14 protein-coding genes are annotated in these 13,731 nt (G+C 67.4%); 6 read left to right on the top strand and 8 right to left on the bottom strand.

The window, feature by feature from the left end; all coding sequences use genetic code 11:
• The first annotated feature begins 29 nt into the window (after positions 1-29).
• The gene (locus tag AC5Y2S_RS21800; RefSeq protein ID WP_499958300.1) at positions 30-425 is read left to right on the top strand and encodes a hypothetical protein; all 396 of its coding nucleotides are present in this window, start codon (positions 30-32) and stop codon (positions 423-425) included.
• Positions 426-558: 133 nt separating this feature from the next.
• Positions 559-759 (top strand): hypothetical protein, encoded by a 201-nt coding sequence (locus tag AC5Y2S_RS21805; protein WP_068182199.1) that lies wholly within the window; start codon positions 559-561, stop codon positions 757-759.
• A gap of 10 nt (positions 760-769) precedes the next feature.
• Here the strand turns inward: AC5Y2S_RS21805 and AC5Y2S_RS21810 are convergent, their stop codons facing one another.
• Entirely contained in the window at positions 770-1,411 is a 642-nt protein-coding gene (locus tag AC5Y2S_RS21810; RefSeq protein ID WP_499958521.1) for a cutinase family protein, read from the bottom strand.
• A gap of 103 nt (positions 1,412-1,514) precedes the next feature.
• On the opposite strand from AC5Y2S_RS21810, the gene AC5Y2S_RS21815 reads away from it, so the two are divergent.
• On the top strand, positions 1,515-2,180 hold the full coding sequence (locus AC5Y2S_RS21815; protein WP_499958301.1) for a class I SAM-dependent methyltransferase: 666 nt from the start codon (positions 1,515-1,517) through the stop codon (positions 2,178-2,180).
• Here AC5Y2S_RS21815 and mmpH read toward each other — a convergent pair.
• The 3 genes from mmpH to manT are packed head-to-tail and all read right to left on the bottom strand — an operon-like array spanning position 2,173 to position 5,217.
• The gene (gene mmpH / locus AC5Y2S_RS21820) at positions 2,173-3,237 is read right to left on the bottom strand and encodes an MMP endo-(1,4)-3-O-methyl-alpha-D-mannosidase (RefSeq protein ID WP_499958303.1); all 1,065 of its coding nucleotides are present in this window, start codon (positions 3,235-3,237) and stop codon (positions 2,173-2,175) included. The two genes, AC5Y2S_RS21815 and mmpH, sit on opposite strands and share 8 nt — an antisense overlap.
• Complete coding sequence (locus AC5Y2S_RS21825) at positions 3,224-3,994, bottom strand: class I SAM-dependent methyltransferase (protein ID WP_499958305.1); 771 nt, start codon at positions 3,992-3,994, stop codon at positions 3,224-3,226. Before AC5Y2S_RS21825 ends, mmpH begins: the two co-directional genes overlap by 14 nt.
• Entirely contained in the window at positions 3,988-5,217 is a 1,230-nt protein-coding gene (manT, locus tag AC5Y2S_RS21830; RefSeq protein WP_499958307.1) for an MMP alpha-(1->4)-mannosyltransferase, read from the bottom strand. The genes AC5Y2S_RS21825 and manT overlap by 7 nt, the downstream gene beginning before the upstream one ends.
• A gap of 281 nt (positions 5,218-5,498) precedes the next feature.
• Between manT and AC5Y2S_RS21835 the strand changes: the two genes are divergently transcribed.
• Both AC5Y2S_RS21835 and AC5Y2S_RS21840 read left to right on the top strand, forming a co-directional pair.
• Positions 5,499-7,052: a GMC family oxidoreductase gene (locus AC5Y2S_RS21835; RefSeq protein ID WP_499958309.1), complete on the top strand. Its 1,554-nt coding sequence runs from the start codon at positions 5,499-5,501 to the stop codon at positions 7,050-7,052.
• Position 7,053: 1 nt separating this feature from the next.
• Positions 7,054-7,854: a DUF1906 domain-containing protein gene (locus AC5Y2S_RS21840; protein ID WP_499958523.1), complete on the top strand. Its 801-nt coding sequence runs from the start codon at positions 7,054-7,056 to the stop codon at positions 7,852-7,854.
• Positions 7,855-7,861: 7 nt separating this feature from the next.
• On the opposite strand, the gene AC5Y2S_RS21845 is transcribed toward AC5Y2S_RS21840, so the two are convergent.
• The 4 genes from AC5Y2S_RS21845 to AC5Y2S_RS21860 form a co-directional block, all read right to left on the bottom strand.
• Positions 7,862-8,740, bottom strand: coding sequence for an alpha/beta fold hydrolase (locus AC5Y2S_RS21845; RefSeq protein WP_499958310.1), 879 nt, complete (start codon positions 8,738-8,740; stop codon positions 7,862-7,864).
• A gap of 179 nt (positions 8,741-8,919) precedes the next feature.
• Positions 8,920-11,103: a catalase/peroxidase HPI gene (katG, locus tag AC5Y2S_RS21850; protein WP_499906101.1), complete on the bottom strand. Its 2,184-nt coding sequence runs from the start codon at positions 11,101-11,103 to the stop codon at positions 8,920-8,922.
• 48 nt (positions 11,104-11,151) lie between these two features.
• On the bottom strand, positions 11,152-11,601 hold the full coding sequence (locus AC5Y2S_RS21855) for a Fur family transcriptional regulator (protein ID WP_499958311.1): 450 nt from the start codon (positions 11,599-11,601) through the stop codon (positions 11,152-11,154).
• Between the two features lie 116 nt (positions 11,602-11,717).
• The gene (locus AC5Y2S_RS21860) at positions 11,718-12,947 is read right to left on the bottom strand and encodes a L,D-transpeptidase (RefSeq protein ID WP_499958525.1); all 1,230 of its coding nucleotides are present in this window, start codon (positions 12,945-12,947) and stop codon (positions 11,718-11,720) included.
• Between the two features lie 48 nt (positions 12,948-12,995).
• Between AC5Y2S_RS21860 and AC5Y2S_RS21865 the strand changes: the two genes are divergently transcribed.
• A complete protein-coding gene (locus AC5Y2S_RS21865; protein ID WP_499958312.1) occupies positions 12,996-13,727 on the top strand; it encodes a hypothetical protein in 732 nt (243 codons plus the stop codon).
• The last annotated feature ends 4 nt before the right edge of the window (positions 13,728-13,731 follow it).

The raw sequence follows: 13,731 nt of genomic DNA on the forward strand, positions 1-13,731 counted from the left end.
GCCCTAGGTCGAAACGGGAATTTCTGTCGGTGGCCGTCGCTAGCGTGTGGATCGCCGCTGGCCGCAAAACGGACGACGGCCGGGCAGTGGAGGTGGATGACGCCGAAATTCATGGCCAATTCTCATCTTGGGGCGTGGTTTGGTCACAGGATCGGCAGGGCATCCTGAATTACGAACCGATAAACACTGTTCGTGCTTTTGCGGATTGCTCGGGAGGAGTTGGAATCGTGGCGGACGCGGCCGGAGCGACGGTCATTTTCCTTCAGTCCCATCCCGCATGGGCCGCGGCTCGGCGGCGGGACCGGGAGCGCCGCGACGCGATGCGTCGCCATCCTTCGTTCCTCGCGCGGCGGCCCGCCGCCGCAGCGGGTGGCCAGGTCACCCGCGACTTCAAGGTGTACTCGAGCACCCACACACCGGCCTGAAACCCGCCGCTATTAAACCGCGAAATGCGCGACAATTGCGCTTTCGAGGGTCCGGCCATTATCCGAATTCCGTTGTAATGCAATCCATTAGCATCGGGTGCGCAACGGCCTGCCGCACGGCATAATTCTTCGCGTGGCCCAGACACGCAGGACGAAAGCACTCGCGAACCCCGCCCAGCCGCATGGCGCACTTCTGCACGAATTGGAGCGCTACATCGAGGCCCACAATCCGGGCGTGACAGACGTCAATGTGGTCAGCGCGACGGACACGGGTCAGGCGGACAAGAGCCACAAGCCGGTACGCCACTGGTATCAGGTCACGTACGAAGCCTGAAATCGCGAGGTCAGAGCTTGCCCGCGACGAAATCGGCGGCCTGATTCGCCATGCCCGCGTCGATGTACGCGCTGGCGAGGTGTTGCGGCCAGTTCTCTTTCCAGGTGTTCGGGTCGGCCGGGTTGCAGATGGGGTCGGCACCGTGGCACAACTCGATGGTTCGGTCGTTGTAGAGCGGGTTGAAGTTCGTGATCGGACCCACCCACTGGCTTCCGTTGCCGAACAGCGCGACGGCGGCGATGTGCTGATCGATGCCCGACGGCAGGGGGCTGTCGAAACCGAACGCGGAGATGGGCGCCGCGAGCACCACATCGGTGACGGCGGCCCCGAGCGAGTAGCCGCCCAGCACCAGCCGGGTGTTGGGGCAGTTGTTGACCATGTCCTGGATGTGATGGCTCATGTCGTTGGCGCCGATGTCGATCTGCGTGTCGGCGGGGTAATTCACGGCGTAGACGCCGACGTTCTTGGACACCTTGGATCGCAGCGCGCTGACGAACGCGTTGCCCAGCACCCCCGTGCCCGGCGACTCATACCGGCCGCGGGCGAAGACGACCTGCACCGCGGGACAGTTCGCGGCGGCGGCCTCGGGCGTCGCGGCCGGCACCACGGCGGCGGTCAAAGTCAGCGCGGCCGCGCCGACGACGGCGGCCATCCCGATATCAAGCAACTTGCGGAAAGGCAAAGCACGCACAGCACGATCGTAGAGCGACCGCGCCGCCTGGGCACCGTGAATAGCGGTCGGATAGGTTCGCCTGATGAGCCACGCCGAAGCCAGTCCCGCCGAGCGCCTTTTTGCGCTGGCCGAGCAGGTGCAGGGCTTCATGCCGCCCGACGAGGGCCGCGCGCTCTACGACGCCGCGCTGCAGTACCTCAACGGCGGCGTCGGCGTCGAGGTCGGCACGTACTGCGGCAAGTCCACCCTGTTGCTCGGCGCGGCGGCGCAACAGACCGGCAGCGTGCTCTACACCGTCGACCATCACCACGGCTCGGAGGAGCACCAAGCCGGCTGGGAGTACCACGACGCGTCGTTGGTCGACGACGTGACCGGGCTGTTCGACACACTGCCGACGTTCCGTCGCACGCTGGACGCCGCCGGGCTCGACGACCATGTCGTCGCCGTCGTGGGGAAGTCACCGGTCGTGGCACGGGGGTGGCGCGCCCCGCTGCGAATGTTGTTCATCGACGGCGGTCACTCCGAGAAGGCCGCGAACGAGGACTTCGACGGCTGGGCGAAATGGGTGGACATCGGCGGGGCCCTGCTCATCCACGACGTGTTCCCCGACCCGCGCGACGGCGGCCGCCCGCCGTATCACATCTATTGCCGCGCCATGGATTCCGGTCAGTTCCGGGAGGTTTCGGCCACCGGGTCGCTGCGCGTGCTCGAACGCACCGGCGGTCGGCCGGGTGAGCCCGTCAAGTAACGACGCATTCGCAGTCGAAGTCCGTCTGCAGCCCCATGGGCAGCCTGTCGCCGCGGAAAATCCCGGCGCCCTCGGTGGTATCCGACAGCGCGTCGGCCGCCAGGATCATCGCCGCGCCGGTCCAGGTGGTGCGCTCCTCGGGCCACCGCTTGCCGTCGGCGAAAACCAAACCGGTCCAATAGGACCCGTCCTCTTCGCGCAGGTGCTGCATCGCGGCGAACTGCCGGTGCGCGGCGGAGCGGTGGCCGATGGCGTCCAGGGCCATCACCAGTTCGCAGGTTTCGGCGCCCGTCACCCAGGGCCGATCGTCGACGCAGCGGATGCCGAGACCGCCGACCACAAAGTCGTCCCAGCGCTGCCTGATCCGCCCGGCGGCCGCCGGGCCCCGCAGGGCACCGCCGAGAATCGGGTAGTACCAGTCCATCGAGTAACGGTCCTTTTCGGTGAACGCCTCCGGGTGCACCTCGATCGCGTGGCCCAGGCGCCCAAGCGCCAGCTCCCACTCCGGCTGCGGGTCCCCGACCAGGGCGGCCAGTGCCAGAGCGCAGCGGATGCTGTGGAACACGCTGGCGCACCCGGTCAGCAGCGCTTCCGGGAGCGGTCCGGCTTCGCTTCGGGCCCAGGCGATCTCGCCGTAGCCGAACTGCAGATCGATGACGAAGTCGATCGCCTTGTGGACCACCGGCCACATCTCGGCGGCGAACGACCTGTCTCCGGTGATCAGCACGTGATGCCAGACGCCGGTCGCGATGTATGCGCAGAAGTTGCTGTCGCTGTTGGCGTCTTCGACGACCCCCGCGCGGGTTTGGATGGGCCAGGAGCCGTCGGGCCGCTGCGTGCGACGGCTCCATTCGAACGCCGCCCGCGCCGGCTCCAGCAGCCCCGCCACGGTGAGCGCCATCGCGCACTCCACGTGATCCCACGGGTCGGTGTGGCCGCCCGCGAACCAGGGGATTGCGCCGGACGGTTCCTGGTCGGCGGCTATCGACCGCGCGGTCTGCCGGCATTGGTCCGGGGTGAGGACACCCGGAATCGCCGGCGCGCTAACTCGACGCAACTGAATATCCCGGGGCTGCTTCGCTTTCCGCGGCCGGCCGCGCGTTGTAGTACTTGGCGAAATACAGGACCACGCTCTTGCCGACGAGCGGGTTGAGCAGCGACTCGGCCAGCTGCGTCACCTTGGGCCGCTGCATCAGGTCCCACACCAGGAGCTTGTGGTAGGCGGCCACGGCCGGATGGCCGGAATTCGACACGCCCACTGCGCATTTCAGCCACCAGAACGGCGAGTGCAAAGCGTGCGCGTGATGGGCGTGGATCAATTCCATTCCGCCGCCCGCGATCTTGCCGCGCAACTCGCTTGCCCGGTAGATGCGGACATGGCCGCCCTCGTTGGCGTGGTATTCGTCGGAGAGCAGCCAGCAGACCCGCTCCGGAAGCCAGCGTGGGACGCTGACCGCCAGCGTCCCACCGACTTTGAGGACCCTGACCAGCTCGGCGATGGCGGCGTCGTCCTGCGGGACGTGTTCGAGGATTTCCGAGGCGATGACGCAGTCGAACGTCTCGTCGGGATACGGCAGGCTCAGCGCGTCGCCGTGCACGACCTTCGCCGACGCCGCCTCGGGCGCCTCGCCGGTCTCGGCCATCGCCTGCAGGATGGCTTCGACCGAGCGCAGTTCGTCGGCATCGCGGTCGAACGCGACGACGTCGGCGCCGCGCCGATACGCCTCGAACGCGTGCCGGCCCGCCCCGCATCCCACGTCGATCACCTTGGTGGACGGCCCGATACCGAGCCGGTCGAAATCTATCGTCAGCATCGCGCGATCGCCCGCTCGTAGACCTGCACGGTTTGAGCGGCCACGGCTTCCCAACTGAACACGTTGATCGCGCGGTCCCGGCCGGCCTTGCCCATGGTGCGGCGCTTCTCCGGCGAGTCGAGCAGCTCGCCGAGCGCGCCGGTCAGGGCGTCGACGTCGGCCGGCGGCACCAGCTCGGCGCAGGCGCCGTCGGTCCCCAGGACTTCGGGCAGCGCGCCCACCCGGCTGGCCACGATCGGCGTGCCGCTTGCCATGGCTTCCACCGCCGGCAGCGAAAACCCTTCGTAAAGAGAGGGAATGCAGGCCGCCTCGGCCGAGGCGAACAACGCGGCGAGCGCCTCGTCGGAAAGCCCGCTGGTGATGTGGACAATGTCCGAGATCCCCAGCTCCGCAATGAGTTTGTGGGTGGGACCGTTGGGTTCGACTTTGGCGACGAGCCGCAACTCGACGTCGCGGCGCGTGCGCAGCCGGGCGACCGCGTGCAACAGGGTGCGCACGCCCTTCAGCGGGGTGTCGGCGCTGGCGATCGCGATGATGCGCCCCGATTGCCGGGGGCCCGATGCCGGCCGGAACAGCTCGGTGTTCACCCCCAGTGGCACGACGTGCAGTTGCTCGGGGGAGACGCCGAAGTCGGCGACGATGTCGGCGGCCGACGACGACGAGACCGTGAGCAGGTCGGGGATCCGGCGGGCCACCTGCTCCTGCATTTTGGAGAACCCGTACCAGCGGTGCACCAGCGGTTTGCGCCACCAGCGGGCGGCGGCGACGTCGAGCACGCGGTCGCGGGTGATGGGGTGGTGCACGGTGGCGACGACGGGCAGCCCCGCGTCCGCGATCGCCAGCAGGCCGGTGCCCAGGCTCTGGTTGTCGTGCACGAGGTCGAAATCGTTCGCGCGCTCGGCCAGCAGCCGGGCCACGCGCATGGTGAACGTTCGCGGTTCGGGAAAGCCCGCCGTCCACACGGTCAGCAGCTCCAGCAGGTCGATCGAGTCGCGGATCTCGCTGGGACGGGGCACCCGGAACGGGTCGGGTTCCCGATAGAGGTCCAGGCTGGGCACCTTGGTCAGGCGCACCCGCGGATCGAGCAGCTCGGGATAGGGCTGGCCGGAGAACACCTCGACGTCGTGGCCGAGCTCGACCAGGCCGCGGCTGAGATGGCGCACGTAGACGCCCTGTCCGCCGCAATGGTCCTTACTGCGATAGGACAGCAGGGCAATTCGCATACTCAACTCTTATCCGCCGAAGAAAAATAGCGGGCGGGCGGCCCCCAATCCATCGCGATCAACGGACTCCCGAGCTCCGTGACAGCAAACTGGACATGTGTCCAGACTATAGTTCGCCGACCTAATTGATGCAATCGAGGGCCGAACACCCCGCCAGGTTGCGCCCCGACGGCTTGCGCCGTGGATCCCGGGCGCATATTTCGCGGATTGAACCTTCGGGCGCGTCCGCGCGTATAGCTAGATATCACTAGCTATACCCAGCCGGGGTTGAGGAGCCATTCGTGAATGCTGTCTTGGAGCCGCGATACGACGTCATCGTGTGCGGGGCTGGGTCGTCGGGGTCGGTAATCGCCGGACGATTGGCAGAAACCTCCGACGTGAAGGTGCTGCTGCTCGAAGCCGGTGGCAGCGATGAGGTCTCGAGCGTCACCGAGGCCAGCCAGTGGCCGCTGAATCTCGGGAGCGAACTCGATTGGGGCTTTGCCTCGCAACCCGATCCGCGGATCCACGGGCGATCGATCCCGTTTTCGATGGGCAAAGCGCTGGGCGGCGGGTCAAGCATCAACCTGATGGTGTGGGCGCGCGGACACCGCAGCGACTGGGACCACTTCGCGGCCGAATCTGGCGAGCCGGCCTGGGGATACGAGCCGGTCCTCGACCTCTACCGGCGGATCGAGGATTGGCACGGCGTCGGGGAGCCGAATCATCGCGGCAGGGGCGGGCCGGTGTTCGTGCAGCCGGCACCCGGCGCGCATCCCGTCGCCGCGGCGACGCTCCAGGCGGCGAGGGCACTGGGGATTCCCACCTATCAAAGCCCCAACGGCCGCCTGATGGAGGACACCCGCGGCACCGCCATCGCCGACCTGCGCTGGCGCGCCGGGAAGCGCCTGTCAGTGTTTCGCACCTACACCGCCCCGCATCTCCACAAGCCGAACCTGACGGTGGTGCCGCACGCACTGGTCACGCGGGTGATCTTCGAGGGCGACCGGGCCGTCGGCGTCGAAGTCGCGCACGGCGGCGCGATGCACCGGGTCGTCGCCGACGCCGAGGTCGTGCTGTCGCTCGGGGCGATCCACACGCCCAAGGTGCTGATGCAATCCGGCGTCGGCGACGAAGCGGAACTGCGTGGTGCCGGCATAACGGTCCGCCAGCACCTGCCGGGGGTCGGGCGCAACTTTCAAGACCACTTCGGGTTCGATTGCGTGTGGGAGTTTCCCGAGGATTTGCCCGGCAACACCCAAGTCGCCGCGGCCCTGTTCTGGGACTCCGGAGCCGCCGACATCCAGGGACCGGATCTGTTCGCGTGTTTGGGGCCGTTCCCGAAGTCCACCCCGGAGAACGTCGCGAAATACGGCCTCCCGCAAAACAGTTGGATCCTGTTCGGCTCGCCGACTCACCCGAGGAGCCGCGGCCGGTTGCGGCTGTCGGGCGCCGATCCGGCCGATGCCATCCGGATCGAAGCCAACGCGCTGTCCGACCCCGAAGATCGCAAGACCGCGATCGCGTGCATCGAAACCCTGCGCGAGATCGGCAACGCCCCCGAGCTCCGTCCGTTCGTCGCGCGGGAGGTCATGCCGGGCGACCTGTCCGGCGCCGAACTGGAGACCTACCTGCGCGACGCCGTGACCACCTACTGGCACGAATCGGGGACGGCGAAGATGGGTCGCGACGCGATGTCGGTGGTCGACGGCCGCCTGAAGGTCTACGGAATCGAGAACCTGCGCGTCGCCGACGCATCGATCATGCCCCGCATCACCAGCGCCAACACGATGGCTCCCTGCGTGGTGATCGGCGAGCGCGCCGCGCAATTCATCGAAGCCGAGCACCGGTTCTGAGCTGGGTCCGGTTTGTTACCATCGCGCCGTGCACGGCGGATGGCGATCGGTCTCGCGACGCGACGCCCTCAAGTACGCGTTCGCGCCGGCTCTGCTGAGCCTGGCCGCGCCGCTCGCGCAGCACACGGCGTCGGCGGCCAACCTGCAGCTGATCGATTTCGCCGAGAAGAGGATTGCGCCCGACGAGATCAAGTCGGCCGGCTACGGCGGGGTGGTGAACTACGTGTCCGCGTCGCGGCCGGGCGCGAACTTCGAGGCCAAGCCGATCACGCGCGAGTACGCGGACGCGCTGCGCGCCGCGGGCCTTCAGATCGTCAGCAACTTCCAGTACGGCAAACCCGGCTGGCCCGACCCGTCGGATTACACCCGCGGGTACGACGGCGGGGTGGCCGACGCGCACACCGCCCTGCAACTGCACAACGCGGCGGGGGGGACGGCCGCGGCCCCGATCTTCTTCAGCGTCGACGACAACATCGACGAGAACACCTGGAATGGCCCTGCGGTGCAATGGTTTCGGGGCATCAATTCGGTGTTGGGCGTGGGCCGCACCGGCATCTACGGGCATTCCCGGGCATGCGGGTGGGCGATCCGTGACGGCGTGATCGGGAACTCGACCACCCCGGGCCACCGCTGGGCGTGGCAGACCAGGTCGTGGTCGAACGGGGAGCGCGAGCCGGCGGCGGTGCTCTATCAGGCCGTGGTCAACAGCCCGTCGAACCCGAGCCCGCTGCTGGGCGGGATCAACGTGGACATCGACGACGTCCTCGCGGCCGACTACGGCCAGTGGGACCTTTCCCGCTGATCCGGCTCTACATCCCCAGCCGTACCGAACCGTCGGTGGTCTCCTGCGGTGTGGTGGAGGCGATGAAGTCCTCCAGAATTTCCGCCACGGCCATTGGCGCTTCCACGTGAGGAAAGTGTCCGACCCCCTCGAGCACCTCGAGGCGGCTGCCTTCCAGCGCGTCATGGGCGGCATAGGCATGCGCGACGGGAATGATCCCGTCGCGATCTCCCCAGATCAACAAGGTGGGCAAGCCGGCCGCGACATGAAGTTTGTTGATCGCGCTGACGGCTTGACCGCGGTAGTCGACCACTGAGCGCAACGTCCGCAAGAACGCCTGACGGGTCCGTGCGTCCGACAGCGAGGAATACGCGTTCCACATCTCACCGGCCCTCGGCGCCTGAATGCCGGCCGAGGTCAGCCAGGAACGAACCTTGTTCCCCAGATTCAGCACCGGCTGCGGCGCGACGACCGGCAGCAAGAACTCAGCGCCCGGCGCGGACAAAATCCGAAGTAGGGGGCTGAGGTCGGGGCCGAGGCCACCGCTGCCGATGAGGGCAAGCCGCTCGCAATGGTCCCGGTGTTGGTGGGTGAACTGCATCGCGATGCCGCCGCCGAGCGACTGCCCGATCACCGTTGCCCGGTCCACCCCGAGTTCGTCGAGCAGGTCGCGCAGAAAGACGGCGAAGGCCCCCAGCGAGTAGTCCCCGCGCGGTTTCGCGGACATGCCGTGGCCGAGCAGATCCGGCGCGATGACGCGGTATTTCTTTGACAGCCGCGGAATGATCGCATGCCACGTCGCGGAACTGCCGGCCATCCCGTGTATCAGCAACAGGGCAGGGCCGTTGCCCGCATCACGGTAGGCGATCCGGTCTCCGTGAAGTTCGAGATATTGCAATTCGCTCATGTCAACCGTTTACCCAGCTTTGGTAGTCGGACGCATCGGCCTGTTAGCCACGGTACGCAACTTACGCCTTCGTAGGTTACCCGTGGGTAATAGTGTGGCTGGCCTCACTGCGCACGAAATACCCCACGCCCCGCGAGTCGGTAGCTCGCGGGGCGTGGGGTATTAACGGATTCCGCGCGTTACTTGAGGTCGAACCGGTCGGCGTTCATGACCTTCACCCAGGCCGCGACGAAGTCCTCGACGAACTTCCCCTGGTTGTCGTCCTGGGCGTAGACCTCGGACAGCGCGCGCAGCACCGAGTTCGACCCGAACACCAGGTCGTTGGCGGTGGCCGTCCACTTTTGCTGCCCCGTGGCGCGATCCACCACCTCGTAGACGTTCTCCGCCGTCTCCGATGCCTTCCACGCGTTATCCATGTCGACCAGGTTGACGAAGAAGTCGTTGGTCAGGGTGCCGGGCCGGTCGGTGAACACTCCGTGCTTGCTGCCGCCGTGGTTCGCGCCGAGGGCACGCAGCCCGCCGACGAGCACCGTCATTTCGGGCCCCGTCACGCCCAGCAGGTAGGCCCGCTCCACCAGCAACTGCTCCAGTGGCGCCTTCTCGCCGGCGCGGATGTAGTTGCGGAACCCGTCGGCCCGCGGTTCGAGCACCGCGAACGACTCCACGTCGGTGCTCTCCTGCGAGGCGTCGGTGCGACCGGGCGCGAAGTGCACCGCGATCTCGTAGCCGGCGTCCTTGGCCGCCTTCTCCACCGCCGCCGAGCCGGCCAGCACGATCAGGTCCGCCAAGGAGATCTTCTTGCCGCCCGAAGCCGACGCGTTGAAGTCCTGCTGGATCTTCTCCAGCACGGGCAGCACCTTGTCCAGCTCGGAGGGCTCGTTGACCTCCCAGTTGCGCTGCGGCTCCAGGCGCAGCCTCGCGCCGTTGGCGCCGCCGCGCTTGTCGGTGTTGCGGTAGCTCGACGCCGCCGACCAGGCCGTCTTGACCAGTTGCGGCACCGACAGGCCGGAGTCGAGCACCTTGCTCTTCAGCCCGGCGACGTCCTTGTCGTCGACCAGCTCGTGGTCGACGGCGGGAACCGGGTCCTGCCACAGCTGTGGCTCGGCGACCCACGGCCCGAGGTAGCGGCTGATCGGTCCCATGTCGCGATGCAGCAGCTTGTACCAGGCCTTGGCGAACGCCTCGGTCAGCTCCTCGGGATGATCGAGCCAGCGCCGCGTGATGTCGCGGTAGATCGGGGACTCGCGCATCGAGATGTCGGTCACCAGCATCGTCGGGGCGCGGCCCGGCCCGCCGAACGGGTCGGGGATGGTGCCCGCACCGGCGCCGTCCTTGGCGACGAACTGCCAGGCATCGCCGGGGCTCTTGGTCAGCTCCCACTCGTAGCCGTACAGGGTCTCCAGGAAGGTGTTGTCCCACTTGGTCGGAGTGGGCGTCCAGACCACCTCGAGGCCACTGGTGATGGCGTCCTTGCCCACGCCGCTGCCGTACGAGCTCTTCCAGCCCAGCCCTTGCTGCTCGATCGGGGCGGCCTCCGGCTCGGGACCCACCAGATCGCCGCCACCTGCGCCGTGGGTCTTGCCGAAGCTGTGCCCACCCACGATGAGCGCGGCCGTCTCCTCGTCGTTCATCGCCATCCGGCCGAACGTCTCGCGGATGTCGATCGCCGCGGCGATCGGGTCCGGCTTGCCCTCGGGCCCTTCGGGATTCACGTAGATCAGACCCATGGTGGTTGCGCCGTACGGCTGCGCGAGATCCCGCTTACCGGAATAGCGCTTGTTGGTGCCCAGCCATTCGTCCTCCTCGCCCCAGAGGATCTCTTCGGGCTCCCAGACGTCCTCGCGGCCGAAGGCGAAGCCGAAGGTCTTGAAGCCCATCGACTCCAGGGCGCAGTTGCCGGCGAAGATGATCAGGTCGGCCCAGGAGATTTTGTTGCCGTACTTCTTCTTGACCGGCCAAAGCAGCCGGCGGGCCTTGTCCAGGCTGACGTTGTCCGGCCAGCTGTTGAGCGGGGCGAAGCGCTGCATGCCCTGGCCACCACCGCCACGGCCGTCGTGAATGCGGTAGGTACCCGCGGCGTGCCAGCTCATCCGGATGAACAGGCCGCCGTAGTGGCCGTAGTCGGCGGGCCACCAGTCCTGCGAGGTGGTCATCACCGAGATGACGTCCGCCTTCAGCGCGTCGACGTCGAGCTTGGCGAATTCCGCTGCATAGTCGAAGTCGTCGCCGAGCGGGTTGGACTGGGGGGAGTGCGGGTGCAGCGTCGACACGTCGATCTGGTTGGGCCACCAGTCCCGATTCGTCAGCGGCCCGTGCGATTTGGGCTCGGGCGCCGGGATTACCGGGTTTTCACTCTCAGACACAACATTCCTTTCGGTGTTAGGTGAATCGGGCTGCGATCACAGGAGTGATCAGGACTCTGCCGTCGAGCAGTCGGGGCACATGCCCCAATAGATGACTTCGGCCTCGTCGAGGACGAAGCCATCCAGAACGTTGTTGTCGTCCAACGGGGTCAAGCATGGCGCCTCGCCGACCGCGCAGTCGACATCGGTGATGATCCCGCAGGCGCGGCACACCACGTGGTGGTGGTTGTCGCCGACGCGGGATTCGTAGCGGGCGACCAGCCCCAATGGCTGGATGCGTCGTACCAGGCCCGCGGCGGTCAGCGCGCTGAGCACGTCGTACACGGCCTGGCGCGAAACGTCGGGCAACTCCCCGCGCACGGCGTTGAAGATCGTGTCGGTGTCGGCGTGCGGGTTGGCGTGCACGGCCTCGAGGACGGCGACCCGGGGGCGGGTCACGCGCAGGTCGGCCAGGCGCAGCCGTTCCGCGGAACTCGCCGATGAGGACACGTGGTCCATATCACTCCCTTATTTGGAATCAGTCAAGACTTTCCTGGGGGAGAGCTCGCGAATATCTGGTGAACCGTGCCCTTCCGTTGGGGGTGGCGGGACGAATGATGTTGCAGCAGAAGTGGTTACGGGGACTTCAAGGCGCTGCCGCTGCGCCACTGGTCCCAGCTGAGCGTCCAGTCACCGTTCTGGGCCAGCGTCAACGGCGGCCCGCCGCTGTTGCGGACCTCGACGACGTCTCCGGGCACGGAGAAGTCGTAGAACCACTTCGCGTTGTCGGCGTTGAGGTTCAGGCACCCGTGCGAGGTGTCGCGGTGGCCCTGGGCCCACACCGTCGCGTCCAGCTCGTGCAGGTAGATGCCGTCGGTGCTGATCTTCGTCGCGTAGTTGATGGTCTCGCGATAGCCGAGACGCGAGTTCTTGGGCAGGCCGAACGTCGAGGAGTCCATCACGACGGGGTTGCCCTTGTCGATGACGGTGTAGACGCCCGGCGGGGTCCACAGCGAGATGCTTCGGCCGCCGACGTCCTCGGTGCCGCCCATGCCCATGCTGGTGGGCATGGTGCGGACCAGCCTCCCGTTGTCGAAGACGCTGACTTGCTTGGTGGCGTCGTCGGCGATGGAGATGTGCGCGTCGCCGATCCGGAACGACACCCGCGTGTCGTCTTGCCCGAATAGCCCGTCGCCCAAGGCGATTCCATAGATCTTGGCTTCGGCGGTGACGGTCGTTCCCGGGGCGTAGTAGTGCTCGGGTCGCCAATGCGCGTTTTGGCTGTCGACCCAGAACCACGAACCCTGCACCGGGGGATTGGTGGTCACGCTCAGCTGTCGCTCGGCGGCGGCCCGGTCGGCGATCTGCTCGTCGAAGTGGGCGACGACCACCATTCCGACGCCGTAGGTGCCGCCGTCGTGCAGCGCGGCCTCCGAGGTGGTGGTGAACGAGACCTTGGTCTGGTTGGACGGCTTTAGCGTCGAGAACGACGAAACCTGTGTGTTGTCAACGCCGTTCGAGCCCCGGCTGGTGACCGTCAGCGTGTAGGTGCGCCCGTAGCCCAGCGGCACGGTGGGCTTCCAGACCGTGTTGTCCGGGGTCATCACGCCGTCGATCGCCTTGCCGCTCTCGTTGACCATGCGGACACCCACCAGCGTCCCGCCGTCGGCCTTGACCAGCACGGGCGCGACAGGGTCGACGTCGTGTGCGCCCGAGGCGGGGATGATGTTGATCCGTGCCGGCTCAGGCGGTTTCGATGCGGCGCCGTGCTTCGCGCAGCCGCCGACAAGCGCGACGACAAGCAACACCGCCGGAAGGAAGAGGCGCAGCCATCGATTTGCCGAGCGGAGCGCGATCATGTGCATCAAATAGCCCAGGGCGTTCTCCCTGAAACGTCGGGGGATCATGGGGTCATGGCCGACGAACTCGACACTCTCTACCGGGTGGAGCCGGAGGCTTTCACCGCGCAACGCACCAAGTTGGCCGCCGCGGCGAAGAAGCGCGGCGACGAGGCGGCCGCCAAACGGATCTCCGCGGCGCGCAAGCCCACGACGGCGGCCTGGATCGTGAACCGGGTCGTGCTCGGCCAAAAGGACACCAAGAAACGCCTGGCCGACCTCGGTGACCGCCTGCGCGCCGCGCATGCCGCGATGGACGGCGAACGCATCCGGGCGTTGTCCGCCGAACAACACAAGCTGATCGAGGGGCTCGCCCGCGCCGCGTTCGAAGCGGCCGACGTCAAACGGCCGTCGGCGTCGGTGCGCGAGGACGTGACCGGCACCCTGCAAGCCGCGATCGCCGACCCCGAGGTCACCGAACGGCTCGGCCGATTGGCCAAGCCCGAACGATGGTCGGGTTTCGGCGGATTCGGTGACGCGGCGCCGGCGCGGCCCGCGAAGCAGACCGCGGCGGAGCGGCGCCTGGAAAAGTTGAACGCAGCCGTCGCGGACGCCGAAAGAGCCCAGGCCGCCGCCGACGACGCCCTGGCCCGGCGGCAAGCCGAACACGACGAGGCGCGCGCGACCCTGCGCAAGGCCGAGCGCGAATTCAACAGGGCAGAGGCCGACTACGACAAGGCGAAGCGGGCCAGCCGCGCGGCCGCCGAATCGGTCAAAGAGGCGAAAGCGCAGCTCAAGAGGGCGTGAATGC

The organism is Mycobacterium sp. NGS69 (assembly GCF_059812165.1).

What these genes read in the sequence shown, in the direction of transcription:
- AC5Y2S_RS21860 (WP_499958525.1), bottom strand. Translation starts at nt 12,947, where the DNA reads ATGCACATGATCGCGCTCCGCTCGGCAAATCGATGGCTGCGCCTCTTC.
- AC5Y2S_RS21865 (WP_499958312.1), top strand. Translation starts at nt 12,996, where the DNA reads ATGGCCGACGAACTCGACACTCTCTACCGGGTGGAGCCGGAGGCTTTC.
- AC5Y2S_RS21855 (WP_499958311.1), bottom strand. Translation starts at nt 11,601, where the DNA reads ATGGACCACGTGTCCTCATCGGCGAGTTCCGCGGAACGGCTGCGCCTG.
- AC5Y2S_RS21825 (WP_499958305.1), bottom strand. Translation starts at nt 3,994, where the DNA reads ATGCTGACGATAGATTTCGACCGGCTCGGTATCGGGCCGTCCACCAAG.
- AC5Y2S_RS21845 (WP_499958310.1), bottom strand. Translation starts at nt 8,740, where the DNA reads ATGAGCGAATTGCAATATCTCGAACTTCACGGAGACCGGATCGCCTAC.
- AC5Y2S_RS21815 (WP_499958301.1), top strand. Translation starts at nt 1,515, where the DNA reads ATGAGCCACGCCGAAGCCAGTCCCGCCGAGCGCCTTTTTGCGCTGGCC.
- AC5Y2S_RS21810 (WP_499958521.1), bottom strand. Translation starts at nt 1,411, where the DNA reads ATGGCCGCCGTCGTCGGCGCGGCCGCGCTGACTTTGACCGCCGCCGTG.
- manT (WP_499958307.1), bottom strand. Translation starts at nt 5,217, where the DNA reads ATGCGAATTGCCCTGCTGTCCTATCGCAGTAAGGACCATTGCGGCGGA.